This window comes from Kribbella kalugense, assembly GCF_004365875.1.
GTDB classification, from domain to species: Bacteria; Actinomycetota; Actinomycetes; order Propionibacteriales; family Kribbellaceae; genus Kribbella; species Kribbella kalugense.
In genome coordinates this window covers 1865641-1879150 of sequence record NZ_SODF01000002.1, presented here as the reverse complement: position 1 = coordinate 1879150, position 13510 = coordinate 1865641, and the positions used below count along the sequence as shown (strand labels likewise).

General features: G+C 64.6%; 13 protein-coding genes. 7 read left to right on the top strand and 6 right to left on the bottom strand.

Translation table 11 applies throughout. From position 1 onward, the window contains the following. Positions 1–189: 189 nt before the first annotated feature. Complete coding sequence (locus EV650_RS26865; RefSeq protein WP_134121766.1) at positions 190–1722, bottom strand: hypothetical protein; 1533 nt, start codon at positions 1720–1722, stop codon at positions 190–192. Between the two features lie 592 nt (positions 1723–2314). On the opposite strand from EV650_RS26865, the gene EV650_RS26860 reads away from it, so the two are divergent. From EV650_RS26860 to EV650_RS26845, 4 genes are all read left to right on the top strand, one after another. Beyond that, positions 2315–3067: a MerR family transcriptional regulator gene (locus EV650_RS26860; RefSeq protein ID WP_134121765.1), complete on the top strand. Its 753-nt coding sequence runs from the start codon at positions 2315–2317 to the stop codon at positions 3065–3067. Continuing rightward, positions 3064–3369, top strand: a complete 306-nt coding sequence (locus tag EV650_RS26855) for a DUF6247 family protein (RefSeq protein ID WP_238174469.1) — start codon at positions 3064–3066, stop codon at positions 3367–3369. Before EV650_RS26860 ends, EV650_RS26855 begins: the two co-directional genes overlap by 4 nt. Positions 3370–3968: 599 nt before the next feature. Then, the gene (locus EV650_RS26850; protein ID WP_134121764.1) at positions 3969–4802 is read left to right on the top strand and encodes an SCO6745 family protein; all 834 of its coding nucleotides are present in this window, start codon (positions 3969–3971) and stop codon (positions 4800–4802) included. A 70-nt stretch (positions 4803–4872) separates the two neighbouring features. Then, the gene (locus EV650_RS26845) at positions 4873–5523 is read left to right on the top strand and encodes a hypothetical protein (RefSeq protein WP_134121763.1); all 651 of its coding nucleotides are present in this window, start codon (positions 4873–4875) and stop codon (positions 5521–5523) included. A gap of 6 nt (positions 5524–5529) precedes the next feature. Here the strand turns inward: EV650_RS26845 and EV650_RS26840 are convergent, their stop codons facing one another. Next, positions 5530–6270, bottom strand: a complete 741-nt coding sequence (locus EV650_RS26840; protein ID WP_134121762.1) for a phosphotransferase family protein — start codon at positions 6268–6270, stop codon at positions 5530–5532. 339 nt (positions 6271–6609) lie between these two features. Between EV650_RS26840 and EV650_RS26835 the strand changes: the two genes are divergently transcribed. Both EV650_RS26835 and EV650_RS26830 read left to right on the top strand, forming a co-directional pair. Beyond that, positions 6610–7737, top strand: coding sequence for an XRE family transcriptional regulator (locus EV650_RS26835; protein WP_134121761.1), 1128 nt, complete (start codon positions 6610–6612; stop codon positions 7735–7737). Beyond that, a complete protein-coding gene (locus tag EV650_RS26830; protein WP_134121760.1) occupies positions 7734–8963 on the top strand; it encodes a hypothetical protein in 1230 nt (409 codons plus the stop codon). The genes EV650_RS26835 and EV650_RS26830 overlap by 4 nt, the downstream gene beginning before the upstream one ends. On the opposite strand, the gene EV650_RS26825 is transcribed toward EV650_RS26830, so the two are convergent. The 4 genes from EV650_RS26825 to EV650_RS26810 form a co-directional block, all read right to left on the bottom strand. Next, on the bottom strand, positions 8898–9386 hold the full coding sequence (locus tag EV650_RS26825) for a GNAT family N-acetyltransferase (protein WP_134121759.1): 489 nt from the start codon (positions 9384–9386) through the stop codon (positions 8898–8900). The genes EV650_RS26830 and EV650_RS26825 overlap by 66 nt on opposite strands. Before the next feature lie 112 nt (positions 9387–9498). After that, positions 9499–10572 carry a serine hydrolase domain-containing protein gene (locus EV650_RS26820; protein ID WP_134121758.1) on the bottom strand — a complete coding sequence of 358 codons (1074 nt, stop codon included), beginning with the start codon at positions 10570–10572 and terminating at the stop codon, positions 9499–9501. 79 nt (positions 10573–10651) lie between these two features. After that, the gene (locus EV650_RS26815; protein WP_134121757.1) at positions 10652–11260 is read right to left on the bottom strand and encodes a tyrosine-protein phosphatase; all 609 of its coding nucleotides are present in this window, start codon (positions 11258–11260) and stop codon (positions 10652–10654) included. A gap of 40 nt (positions 11261–11300) precedes the next feature. Continuing rightward, on the bottom strand, positions 11301–12725 hold the full coding sequence (locus EV650_RS26810) for an MFS transporter (RefSeq protein WP_134121756.1): 1425 nt from the start codon (positions 12723–12725) through the stop codon (positions 11301–11303). Between the two features lie 91 nt (positions 12726–12816). Between EV650_RS26810 and EV650_RS26805 the strand changes: the two genes are divergently transcribed. Next, positions 12817–13479 (top strand): TetR/AcrR family transcriptional regulator, encoded by a 663-nt coding sequence (locus EV650_RS26805; RefSeq protein WP_134121755.1) that lies wholly within the window; start codon positions 12817–12819, stop codon positions 13477–13479. The last annotated feature ends 31 nt before the right edge of the window (positions 13480–13510 follow it).

Below are 13510 nucleotides of genomic sequence, written 5' to 3'. Positions count from 1 at the left end.
ACGTCGACAGGCTTTCCGATCAAGATGTGCCGACGGACGTGGACTGCACAACCCCGAAGTTCATCCGACAGCGTGTGCGGTGAGGTGGATTGCCTGATCACCTGGAGGGACAACGAGTTCGCGCCACTTTGAGGGCCGGCCCGATCTGAGAGCGACATTCACCACGATTAGAACTCGGCATCAACCCGGCTAGGAATACTGTGACCGGATTATCGACTTGAAAGTCTCGGGATTTGCCAGGAAATCAAGCAGATAGAGATAGGCAATCCAGCCAAGTGCGTGAGGAACTTCTCCATTATGATGGGCAAGAAGTGCATTAGTCTTGGCGATGCTACCGTCGCGATTGCTTCCATGCCCGTGGGTTGCGTCTCTCAACACCTTAATATAGTGGGCGACAGCGGTATCCAAATTAAGAATGCGTTCTCCCCTCTTCTCATCTGCAACCTTCACCACGCCACTACTCTTACTCAGAAAGAATCCGGACTGCATCTGCTCCAGCGCCTCGACCGCTTCGACCGCTCGCGGAATGAGAATATCAGCCGCATCTCGAGGGATTTTCTCCCGCAGTTTATTGAGGGTCTTTCGCGCCACCCGAAGCGAACAATGTGTCTCAATCGGTCGCCTCGCAAGGCGCTGAAGGGTGTCGAGTGCGGAAAATAGCAGAACTCGCCTCGCATGCAGATCCCTATGCTCAACCTGCATCGATACCATGCGCCGGAATAGCTGTTCGACGGTTAGCATCGTATGCAAATGGCGCGCCGAGTCATAGAATCCATCTTTATCGATGAAGTTGGCGAAGTCGGACAGTACGGCAAAGAGATCATTCATGGCCGTTACCCACCACTCCACTGCAATAGTGGCAGATCGTGGTTTTACGGGCGACCGCGGAACCGCGCTTGTTCCACCCTGAATAGAAATGGTTTGCAGCAATTCGGCAGCGCCCGACCGAACTCCCGACAGGGGCAATCCGTATGTCGCGACGATGTTTCCGAACGTATGCCCCGTATAGAACCCCCAGACATACGGGCTCAGCGAGCCCAACAGCGGCCCCATATAGGCATCGAAAATATAAATTCCGCTATGCAGCTCCGAGGAGGATTGAAACACACGCTCCTCGCCCGACAGTTGCCGCCGAAGGAACTGCGGACCCTGCTCGCGAAGCCGCTCGTCGTTCTCCAACTGCATCCATATCGCCGCAAACTTGATTCTGTGCGTGAGCAATGAATCACGGCGAACCAGATGCATCGAAGCATCTCCGAGCGGCCTCTCCATTGGCGCATCCTTCACAGGAAGTCCTGAGATGACCGAGTACATCTCGCGCGCAGTGGCTGCCAGCTCTGTCACTGGCACCGCCATTAGGATCACCTGCATATGAGCAATCATGTCCGTGATATTTCCGGATTCTTCCGCCTGCTTGCCGAGCTGGTTGATTTTTAGAATCGCTTCATTCGACAGCGTGGTAGGTGCTGGATCTATCAATTTGTTCAGTGCATCGAAGTGTTCGCCATACACGGCCGGGCCGATCAGATGCTCCAGGGTGACCAGCCGCGATGGCCGGCGATAGTAGCTCTCCTCGGTCTGGACAGCCCAAACGTCTGTTTCACCGGAAACGCGCCTGTACTGCAGGCCCGAGAACTCAAGTAGTCCTGCCGGGTTGCCTCCATACATCCAGCTGGGCACACGAAGCTTCGCGTAGCTGGGAGGTAATACATCACTCGGCATCTGCATACGTTATCGCTTGATCGCCCCGCAGAACATTCTTGAAAGGGACGAACGGTATCCGCGCGCTGCTCCGGTTTGCTGCGGTGTCGTGAGTCGCCGGCTCGCGCGCCAACCGAGCACCAGCGCGACCATCACCGCAACATCTCCCGGACGGCCGCCCGATCTCCCGCAGAGCCCCCCACGCGCTATCGAAGATTCAGGCTCGGACCTCTGAGTTGCTTGCCCATCGGTGCAGCCCTACCGCAACGGGCAGGGACGTCGGCCGCAGTCAGCCGTCATATGCGCGTCAGGTGGAACGCAGAAGCGGCATAACAAGGCGACCGCTGCCGAGCTGAAACGCGGAAGGTCGGCGGTTCGAGAGCGCCCATGACCACCACCGCCCTCTCCCCTTGCCGGTGAGATCTTCTTTCCCACGCCCACTCTGCGGCAGCTACCTTCGTCACTCCGCTCCTCACCTCCTCCGGCTCGTCGCCGCCTCTGCGCGCTTATCCCGCTTCGACGGTCGACGCCGGCGACCTCACACGAAGCGTGTGTGATCACGGCGGCTACCGAGTAGCAAGCTGTTGAGTGAGGTAGTTGACTCTCTGGTTGGGTGAGGCTTGATGATGTCGGGGTGGTGGATGAGCTGGTGACTATCGGGACCTTTTCGATGTTGACGGGGTTGTCGGTTTCGACGCTTCGGCACTACGACGAGATTGGTTTGTTGCGGCCGGCCACGGTCGATGCGAGGACGGGGTACAGGCGCTATAGGTCTGTGCAGGTCGACATTGCGCGGCGAGTCCGCCTTCTGCGGCAGGCGGAAGTGTCGACGGAAGATATCGCCAGGATGCTCGACGGTGACGTGTCTGATGCTCGTGCGGTTCTCGCGCGGCATCGGTCTGCGCTCCGCGAACGGAGCGAGCGGGTTGAGGCGGTGTTGGATCAACTGGCACGGGACTTGGAAGGGAAGCCCATGCAAATGAAGTCGGCTACTGAGTTTGGGCTGGCTGCGGTGAACATCGGGGTCGACTCCGATGACGCGCTGGAGAGCGCATGTGGCTTCTGGGGCGAGGTTCTCGGGGTTCAGTTGGAGGATTGGGGTAGCGGGAGTCGGCAGGTGGTTCTGGGCGAGGGGGACGCGATCGGCTTCCTCAACATCAGGGTGCGGTCGGCGGATGAACCGCAGTACGGGCATAAGTCGGCGTTCGGACTTGGGGTCGTCGGACTCGACGAAGCTCATCAACGAGCCCTGGCGGCTGGAGCGACCGAGCACTACGCACCAACGGACGGCGAGAACATGCCTCGCCACTCAAGGTTTGCCGATCCAGTCGGGAACCGCGTCGTCCTCTGGGAGAGCGCCAAGTGACCAACCACCCGCAATATACGTCGGGTGATGGCGTGCACAGTATTGATCCGAGCGAGATCCTTCACCTTTTGCCGGTGAAGTGGCATGAGCAGTTTCTGGGCGAGTACCACGGTGCGCTCGACGCGGCCCACGAAGTCTGGCGTTTTCAGCAACTGGGGGACGTCTTGCACGTCTGGCGTCTGCGGGCAGTTGCCTACGCAGGTCCAGGCTTCGAAGAGGCGCTGCAAGCGACCCGTGAGGGTCGAGCGGACGAGTTCGTGGCGGGCGAGGAAGCGATACCGGGATGGTGCGGTCGGCTGTGATGCGTCCACCGTTGGTTCTTACGGGTGGGCCTGCGGTGGGGAAGAGTGTGACGGGGCTTGCTCTTGCGGAGGGGCGGGCTCGCTGCGCGTTTGTTGATGTGGATGATGTGCGGCAGTTGGTCGTTGCGGGGGCTGTCGCGCCGTGGGTGGGTGAGGAAGGGCGCGAGCAGCGAAGGCTTGGCGTGGTGAATGCATGCAGTCTGGCTCGGAATTTTGTGGCTGTGGGCATCGAGGTTGTCGTTGCTGATGTGCTGACGCCAGAGACCTGCGCCTTGTATCGACGGGAGCTGCCTGGGTGCGTGATTGTGCATATGACGGTCGAGTTTCCGGAGGCGATGCGGCGTGCGGCATCTCGCAAAGTCTGGCTGACTGACGATGAGTTCCGAATGCTTCACGAAGCCGACACAGCCAATCCCCCGGCCGCTGACCACCGGATCCAAGTGGACGGGCTCGACGTACACAACCAGGCAGAGCAGGTTGCGAGGCTCTGGGAGGACCCGGGGGAAACTTCTCAGCCAAGTGTCGGAAGGGGTACGGGTGGTTCGTAGACAGGGTGAGAGACCGGTGACGGGCTGGTTTGAGGACTTGGAGAAAATCTGATGGAAAGCGTGGCGCGGCGACTCAAGGAGCTGTTCGTACCTATTCATGAGGTCGCCTACATGGCTGATGAGCCGGATGTGGAACTGCAGGCGCTCGGGTACGAGAGTTACTGGCCGTTGTACTTCGCCTCCCGGTCGGCGCCGCTCGGGCGGGTGCCGGCGGAGGTCGTGGACGCACTGTTCTACAACTTCGCGCCAGGCGAGGTCGCCGCGCAGATCCCCAGCGTCTGGGAGGTCGCCACGCCAGAGGCTGTCCTTGCCGCCCGACAGCGCGGCTGTGTCGCCGCGCTCCGCCGGATCCTGGGCGACCTGGCCGACAGCCCCGTGATCGCGCGGTCCGCCGAGCTCTTCACGAAGGCCGCGTTCAGCGCCCCGATGGAGGGCAGGATGCTGTACGCCGGACTCCGCTCACTGCCCGTACCGGAAGAGCCGCTTGCTCGCCTCTGGCACTCGGCCACGCTGCTCCGCGAACACCGTGGTGACGGGCACACGGCCGCACTGGTGGCCGCCGGCATCAACGGGCAGGAGTCGCACGTGCTGCAGGCGCTCTACTCGGACATGAAGCCGCGAGAGTTCGGCCGGCTCGACCCGCTCACCGACGACCAACTCACCACTGTCATCGACGGTTTGCGGCGCCGCGGCCTGGTCGACGACGCCGACGCGTTCACGCCCGCGGGCCGGAAGCTCAGGACCGAGATCGAGGAGCTCACCGACACGCTGGCCGCCCCGGCGTACACCTGCCTCGAGCCGCACGAGGTCGACGAACTCGTCACCGGCCTCGCCCCGGTCGTCGCGAAGGTCAACGCCGACAACCCCTTCCTAACGACGCCCTGATAGCTCGCCCTTGCTGGTGGTTCGGTGCAGTCGCACACTCGGACTGGCGGCCGTGAGAGGGGGAGGCGGCATGAACGAGTCACAAGCTCTTCAGCGCGCAGCGTGGGCAGGCGCCGCTTCGATCGTCCTGCTCGTCGCCGCGGTCGCGCTGTGCTATCTGGTCGGCGTCGACGACGCGAGCATGTCGGACACGGACATCCTCAAGAGGCTCAACGACGACGGACGCCAGGCCGCAGCCGGCATCGGAGTACCCGTGCTCGCTGCGGGCGTCGCGCTCCTGCTCTGGTTCGCCACCGGTTTGCGACGAGTGCTGGACCGGCTGTCCGGCGGGGACCCGCTCGCGCACGCGATCGTGCCGGCCGCGGCGCTGTTGGGCGGGCTGATGATCACCGGCGTCTCGCTGGATGTGGGCAGCGCGTTCGCGGCGTGGTCGGACGAATTCACCCCCGATCCGAACACCACCCGCGCGCTCGGCATGGCGGGGCAGGTCCTCGCACTCACCGGGCTGATCGGCGGCGGCGTGATCGTCGCCGTCACGACGCGGATCGCCCAGCAGGCACGTGCCCTGCCGAGGTGGGCCGTCTGGGTGTCGTACGCCGTCGTCGTGTTGTGCCTGTCCGGCTTCTGGAGCGGAGGCATGGCGTCCATCGCCTTCGCACTGTGGCTCATCGGCGCCGTCGTCGGAGTACTCCGCGCGTCGCGCGAAGCCCTCACAACCTAAGCAGAGCTACATGCGAGCTCGCAGTACGTCGAATTCGCAGCCTGGAGAGTTGGGGTCGAAGCCGTGTTCGACGAGCCATCGGGAGGCACGAAGGCTTCGGAGCGACCACCAGCCGCGGATCACGTTGAGGTCGACGTCGGTGCCGTAGCCGGCAAGGAGGTAGGCGAGGTTCTCCTCGTGGCCGAGCGTCAGGCTGGCGAGGTCATACAGAGCATCGCCGCGGCTCGCCTCAGACCAGTCGATCACGCCGGTGACCTCGTCATCGTCGCCGACAAAGACATGGGTGATCTGCAGGTCTCCATGTGCGAACACCGGCTTCCACGGTCGGAGCGCGGCCTCGGCAACCTCGCGGTTGCGCGTGACCAGGTCGGCGGGAAGGGTCCCGCTCGTGATCAGCCAGTCGCATTCACTGTCGAGCTTCGGAGTGATCTCGTCGAGGCTCGGGCCTGGCCATGGCGGCAGCGGTGCGTCGTGCAGCATCCGGATGGCCGCACCGGCCGCGGCCCACGCTTTCGGTGAGGCGGGCGACGGCTCGCCGAGACGGCCGAGTGCGGTTCCCCGGACGGCCGCGAGCGCAAGCACCGGCGGCTTGCGCCACAGGATCTCCGGTGTCGGGATCGGCGCCAGACCCATCGCCTCAACCTCGACGTCGATATTCGTCTGATCGGCGTCGATCTTCAGGAACACGTCACCGACACGGAGCGTCGCACGTTCGCTATGGGCGACGACGACCTCGACCTCATCCACGGCGCCATCTTCGCGGGTAAGACCACTGACGTCACTGGATTATCTGGGCTAGCCGGTGAGACAGACCCGGGATCGGACCTATTTCGGGCGTATTATGCGGGTTCAGTTGGATTCAGGCAGAGTTCGGTACTACGGTAGAGCGCAGGTGTACTGCGGTTAACTGAGCACGGATCGTGATCGGGAAAACGCAGGGAGTCGACAAATCTGAGCCCGCAGGGGATCCGGAAGATCTTCGGTCCGAAGCGCAGATGTGTAGTCAAGTGGAGTCGAGTAGAGCGGGCATGGATCATCCGGATCCGTGACACCCGTAGTTGGCTGAGCAGATTTCGGGAGTGGACCGTGGCCCCCTCACCAGAGGCCGTACGACTCGCCAGGAGGCTTCGTGATCTCCGGGAGTCGCAGCGACTGACCCAGAAGGATCTGTCGCATGCGCTCAGTTCCGACGTCCGGGTCGCCGTGGCGACGATCAGCTCGTGGGAGTCACAGACCAATCCGAAGCTTCCGCCGGAAGAGCGGCTGCGATCGTACTCGCTGCTCTTCGCGAAGTCCGTCGTACCAGCAGGCACGACGCGGCTGCCACGTGAGCAGGACCTGACCGCGGCAGAGCGGGAGCGCTTCAGCACTCTCCAGCGTGAGCTGGTCGCGCTGCGGGACTCAGTTCGTCATCAAGCCGATCCGTCACCCGTCAGCGGGTCGTACACCTTCGACTTCGAGTCCGGGCCGATCACGCTGATCTGCCCGGAAGCCCCCGAGGAGGGGCGTTCTCCGCTCGCCGAAGAGGACAATCCGAACTACACGCGGTTGTACAAGTACGCCGACCTCGACGCATTGATCGAGATGTGGGGCCATGTGCGCGCCTCCAACCCGGAGCTCCGCACGCGGCACCGACTGCCATCCGAGGTGAACTCGGACCACCTGTCCGGCCACCTCCTCTTGCTCGGCGGCATCGCCTGGAACACGGTCACCAGCCGCCTGATGCGAGTACTCGACCAACTGCCGATCCGGCAGATGCCCGTCGCAGACCTGGCCGACGGCGAGATCTTCCGATCACGCGACGGCCGCGAGTACCGGCCGCTGTGGGAAGAGCTCAAGGACGCCGACCCGGATGCACCGTCGAAGGCGGAGCTCGAGGCGGTCCAGGCCCAGGATGCCTGGAAAGGCGAGACTCCGCGGGAGCTGGTCGAGGATGTCGCTCTCCTCGCCCGGCTGCGCAACCCGTTCAACCACAGCCGGACGATCACCATCTGCAATGGCGTCTACAGCCGCGGTGTCCTGGGCTCAGTGCGCACGCTCACCGACGATGCAGTTCGCGAACGCAACGAGGCCTATCTGGCCAACAGGTTCCCGGGCGGAATTTTCGGTCTGCTGCTGCGCGTGCCAGTGATCAACGGCGAGGCCATCACCCCTGACCTGGAAATCCCGGAGAACCGCCTCTACGAGTGGTCCCCCGAGGAGGAGGACGAATGAGCCGTCAGCTCACGCACGGCCAATCTCACGCGTCGCTGCTGCGCGACGTCCCCGCCGCCACGGCTCCGGCAGCGCGCAGCCGGCTGGACGCGATCGTCGTCCCTGCCGCGCGCCCGGCATCGGCCTTGCAAGACGTCATCACTCTGTCCGCCACCCTGTCCGTGCCGCTCGTCGTGCTGTGCAGCCGGCAGGCACAGGTCGGGCAGGTCGTACGCCGGGTGGAGCGGACGTTCGGAGCCAGAGCACTCGTCGTCGAGGTGCCCGACAACTACCGACTTCCGTACGAGACCCCACTGACCTCCGGCCCGGAGTTCAAGATGGCCTCTGCCTGCCGCTCGAGTGACCTCAGCGCGAAGCGGAACATCGGCCTGCTGCTCGGTCGGATGCGCGGCTGGAACAAGATCCTGTTCGTCGACGACGACATCAGCCAGTTCAAGGCCTGGGACGTCGAGCGCCTGTCCGGCACTCTCGACCGGCACCCGGTCGCCTCGATGGTGAGCCGATACTTCCCGGACAACTCGGTGGTCTGCCACGCGCGGCGGCTGGCCGGATTCAAGCAGGACGTGTTCGTCAGCGGCGCCGCTCTCGGCGTCAACCTGCAACACCCTGGATTGTCTTTCTTCGCCGATATCTACAACGAGGACTGGTTCTTCTTCGCGCGGCACGCAGCCGAGCGGTCTTTGCCAAGAATCGGTGAGGTCCGGCAAGAGAAATATGCGCCGTTCGCGGATCCAGGACGCGCGGATCGCGAGGAGTTCGGCGATCTGCTGGCCGAGGGCCTGTACGCACTCTTCGAGAGCACGCCTGACTGGACCTTCAAAGAGCAGTTGGCAGCCGCGACGCGCGAGAGTCTGTGGCGAGAGTTCACTGAGATCCGGCTGGACACGATCGAAGAGACGATCGCTGAGCTGTCCCACGCCCAACCGTCGGCGAACCCGGTCGACTACCTGAAGATGCTGGACGCGCACGAATCCTTGCTGACCGCGAAGACGCGCGCCTCGAGCATCAGGCCGGAGTTATGCGTGGACTTCATCGAGAAGTGGCAGGAGGACGAGCTGCGGTGGGAGCAGGTGCTGTGGCGCTACACGTCAGAGCTCTCTGACCGCGACGCATTGGCCGAGCTCGGCCTGCAGACGTGGGCCTCCTGTGGGTACGGCGTGTCAGCCGGATCGCGGCGGCGCGTCGAACCGCAGCCGAATCTCCAGGCGACCGGAGCCGTCGGCTAGCGGTTGCCATTCACCGGTCGGGCTGAATCCGAGGCGGTCGTACACCCGCTGTGCGACCGCGTTCGTGTCCAGCACCCAGACCCGCCACTCGGTGATCCCGGGCTCGACGACGCTCAGATGCCCGAAGATTGCCCGCAGTACTCCGGTACGGCGGTGCCGCGGATCGACCCAGACCGATTCGATGTGACGCTCGTACGGCGGCCGGCTGTCGACCCGGACCGAACTCGCCAACCCGATCACCCGGGCCTGATGGCGGGCGACGATCCACTGCATCCGGGTGAACCGCTCCCGCCACCCCTCCTCGCCGACTCCCACCTCGTCCTCGTACTCCGAGATGTACGCCGACGGGGAATCCTTGAGCGCCCGGAGGCGGACCTCCCGGGCGATGTACCAGTCGTCGGTTCCGAGCGTGGCGAGTTCCAAGGTCCCGGGTCCCCTCGGTCGGCGACAGCGTGTGCATCCATCCCAGTGTCGCCGTTTCGCCCGTCGGCCAAACCGATTGCCGGACAATCTCACATTCGCTGGCCTGAACAGGTCAGGAGCAGATCGCCTCGTCGATGAATGCGTCGACGGACTTGTCCGGGTTGGTCTGGAAGTCCGGGGTCACGGCAATCGTCACCTGGCGACGGGTGTCGGCCGTCGAGAACGAGTAGGCCTGGTAGGCGAGCGCGTCGCCGTCGTTGCCGTACACACGAACCCCGCAGGCGGTGGTGTGCCACGACAAACCCAGGCCGTAGGTGCCGTCCTTGGTGCCGGCCTCCTTCATTGCGGCGAGGAGTCGGGGCGGGAGCAGGTGCCCGCCGAGCAGGGCTGCGAAGAAGCGGTTGAGGTCGTGGGTTGTGGAGATCATGTCGCCGCCGGCGCCGAACAGGGTCGGGTTCATCTCGGTGAAGTCGATCAGCCCGCCGTCCTTGGGTACGTAACCATGCAGGTGCGGTCCGCGGATCCACGGCGACGTACCGGGCATCGTCGTACCGCTCAATTTCAGCGGACGGATCAGCCGGCGTTCGATCTCCTCGGAGTACGTCCGGCCGGTCGCCTTCTGGATGATCTCGCCGATCAGAAGGTAGTTGGTGTTCGAGTAGTCGTACTGCGAACCCGGCTTGTCGAAGACCGGTGGGTTGGCGAGCGCTTGCTTGATCTGCTCGGCCGCGGTCCAGGTCCGGTACCGGTTCGCGTAGAACTCCTCGCTCGGCGGCAGCGGCAGGGTGTCCTTGTAGTCGTACAAACCGCTGGTGTGGTTGAGCAATTCGCGCACCGTGATGTTCTCGCCGTTCGGTACGACGCCCGGCAACCAGTGCTCAACCGAGTCGTCGAGCCGGATGCGTCCTTCGGCAACTAGTTGCAGTACGACAGTGGCAACAAACGTCTTCGTGATACTCCCGGCCCGGAATCGCCCGGTGACTGGGACTTTCTGGTCGGTCCCCAGTACCGCGGTCCCGCTGGTCCCCCGCCAAACGTCCCCACCGTTCCGCACCTCGGCCACGGTCCCAATCGCCGCCACCCCATCGAGCCCGGTCTGCAATCCCCCAGGCGAACCACTCGCCACCCCCGGCACCACAGTCGCCACCGCGGCCGACATCAACGCAACCAATCCCTGACCCAACATCCCGATCTCCTCAAGTCCGTCCGAGCCCCCAACCCTCCCGGCGAACGGACACCACAGACATCGGGGATCGCCCCGGGACTCACCCGGTCAGCCGCCCCACCAACGCGTCCAGTTGATCAGTGGTAGCCCCGGCTTCCACCAGGTACGCCGCCGTTCCGCCGTACCTCTCGTCAACGTGAGCCAGCAACCGAAGAATGGTCTCCGCCGACTCTCCCGAGGCCGCGTAGTCAGAGGCAACCAACTCCCGAGGTACGCCGACCAGGTCAAGCGTCAGCGCAACCACAACCCCGGTCCGATCCTTGCCCGCGTGACAACTCACCACCACACACCCGGTGGGCGCATCCGCAATCGCCACGACGGCGGACGCAACCCGTTCGCGGTAGTCGTCGACAAGAATCCGGTACTGCTCGAACAACCCCAGCGCCGAAACGTCCGGGTCAGCCGGATCCCAGAGTGGAAGGTTCCGCAACCGCGTGTCAGCGACGTACGGCGATGGAAACGTCTCACACTCCCAGGCGCTTCGTAGATCCACGAACCGGCTGATGTGAGCGGCCTCTACAGCAGCGATGCCGGCGGGGGTGAGTTGGTCGAGATTGTCGCTGCGAATCAGGCGACCTGTCTGCAAGTAACCAGCTAGTCCTCCGAGGTCCCGCACGTTGCGGCAGTCCGGCCAGGTCAAGGGGCGCATGGCAAGCACCCTAAGCCGGCCGGACGTTGCTTGAGGCAACTTAGGCTGCGGCGGTGGCTTCGGTTAGTTGCTCCGACGTGGGCTGGAGTTGGGGGGCTGCCAGGGTGAGGAAGACGTTGGCGACGGCGAAGGCGGCGGCTGCCAGGAGGCCTCGTTCGTAGCCGGACTGGAGGGCCTGGAGTTGGGTGGCGCCGTGGGTCAGTTCGTTGGTGGTGTGGGTGATGGAGAGCGTGGTGACGATCGCCAGACCCAGTGCGCCGCCGACCTGGTACATCGCGTTGACGACGCCGGACGCTGCGCCGGCCTCGGCGGGACGAACCTCGGAGACTGCGCTGATCTGACCGGGTACGCCGACGCCGATGATGCCGAAGCCGAAGATGATCAGACCGGGCAGGAGCTGGGAGGTGTAGCTGCCGGCCGCATCGGCCTGTGACAGCAGGAGAAGTCCGATGAGACTCAGTACTGCGCCCGCCAGCTGGACCGTACGCGTACCGACCCGCTGCACCAGCTGCGACGCGAGAACCGCGCCGACGATCGCCGCGCCGCCCATCGGCAGGAAGTGGATGCCGGCATCAAGCGCACTGTCCCCACGCACCTGCTGCAAGTAGATAGCAGTTAGGAAGAACATCGACAGGAACCCTGCACCGTTCAGCGCCAGCGTCGCGCCAGACACACTCAACGCCCGCGACCGGAACAGCCGCAGCGGCACCAGCGGCGCGGCCGACCGCGACTCCACGAACACGAACGCCGCCAGCATGAGCACACCAGCAGTCAGTACGCCGACAACCTCGAACGAACCCCAACCCGCCGGCTCCGACCGCACCACGCCGTACACCACCGACAGCAACCCGCCCGTGCCGAGCACGGCCCCGAGGGTGTCGAAGGTACGGCGACCAGTCGAATGCCGCACGTCGCGGACGAACACGGGGATCAGCGCGACCAGTGCGAGCACGATCGGCACGTTGACGAAGAAGACCCATTGCCAGCTGAGCGAATCGACGAGTACGCCGCCCGCGACCACGCCGAGCGTCCCGCCGAGACCGGCGAGCCCACCCCAAACGCCCATCGCGATGTTGCGCTCCCGCCCGTGCGCGAACGTCATCGTCAGGATCGCCAGCGCGGCCGGCGAGAGCAGCGCGCCGCCGAGACCCTGGACGGCCCGCGCTGCGATCAGGAACTCAGGTGAATTGGACAACCCCGCGATCAGGGAGGTGACGCCGAACAGCAGCAGGCCCGCGGTGAACACCCGGCGCGGCCCGAGCAGGTCGGCCATCCGCCCGCCGAGCAGGAGGAAGCCGCCGAAGAGCAGCGTGTACGCGTTGATGACCCATTGCAGGGAGTCGGCGGAGAAGTGCAGATCCGCCTGGATGTGGGGCAGCGCGACGTTCACGATCGTCACGTCGAGCACCACGATGAACTGCGCCAGGGCTAGCACCGCCAGGGTGGCCCAAGGACTGCGTCGCATTGCCGTACCTCACTCGCTGAGAGTTTACGCTGTATGTATACGCCGTAAGCTTACGGAGTAGACACTAGGTCTACGGTGTAAACTTGTCAACGTGATCACCAAAGAGACCTCCCGCCGCCTCGATCCGGAGAAGGTCGTCGACAGCGCACTGGCCATCGCCGACGACGAAGGACCGGCCGCGGTCTCGTTCCGGAAGCTCGCCGGGCAGCACGCCGTCACGCCGATGGCGCTGTACCGGCACTTCAAGGACAAGGACGATCTGCTGGCCGCGCTCGGCGACCGCTTGCTGTCGGACGTCGTACTCCCGGAGCCGAGCGACGAGCCGTGGGACAAGCAACTGCAGGCGCTGCTGACCGCGTTCGTGACGGCGCTTCGAGGTCACCCGCGGCTGGCGGACCTGACACTGACCCGGATCCTGGTCGCCGAGCCCGGGCTGGCGCTCGCCGAGCGGGCGATGGAGCTCCTGGTCGAGGGCGGGTTCGACGTGGACGACGCGGCTGAGGTCGGCCGGCAGGCGATCTGCTCGCTGATCTCGCTGGTGATGACCGATCCGGTCGCCCGCGAAGTGAGCGACCCCGAGGCCCGCGAGGCCTCGCTCCGGATGAAGCGGGCGTCGCTGGGCGCACTGTCGCCCGCTCGGTACCCGCTGATCACCTCCGCCGCGGACACGCTGATCTGCCCGGCGTCGCGCGACCGGTACTACGACATCGGCATCAACCTCGTGGTCGCCGGCATCCGCGGCGTGCTCGACTGAAGCGGACCGCCACGCACGCAGAACCCCCGAA

Excerpts from the sequence above, each read along its gene's own strand:
- EV650_RS26865 (WP_134121766.1), bottom strand. The coding sequence starts at position 1,722 with ATGCCGAGTGATGTATTACCTCCCAGCTACGCGAAGCTTCGTGTGCCC.
- EV650_RS26850 (WP_134121764.1), top strand. The coding sequence starts at position 3,969 with ATGGAAAGCGTGGCGCGGCGACTCAAGGAGCTGTTCGTACCTATTCAT.
- EV650_RS26845 (WP_134121763.1), top strand. The coding sequence starts at position 4,873 with ATGAACGAGTCACAAGCTCTTCAGCGCGCAGCGTGGGCAGGCGCCGCT.
- EV650_RS26830 (WP_134121760.1), top strand. The coding sequence starts at position 7,734 with ATGAGCCGTCAGCTCACGCACGGCCAATCTCACGCGTCGCTGCTGCGC.
- EV650_RS26820 (WP_134121758.1), bottom strand. The coding sequence starts at position 10,572 with ATGTTGGGTCAGGGATTGGTTGCGTTGATGTCGGCCGCGGTGGCGACT.
- EV650_RS26815 (WP_134121757.1), bottom strand. The coding sequence starts at position 11,260 with ATGCGCCCCTTGACCTGGCCGGACTGCCGCAACGTGCGGGACCTCGGA.
- EV650_RS26810 (WP_134121756.1), bottom strand. The coding sequence starts at position 12,725 with ATGCGACGCAGTCCTTGGGCCACCCTGGCGGTGCTAGCCCTGGCGCAG.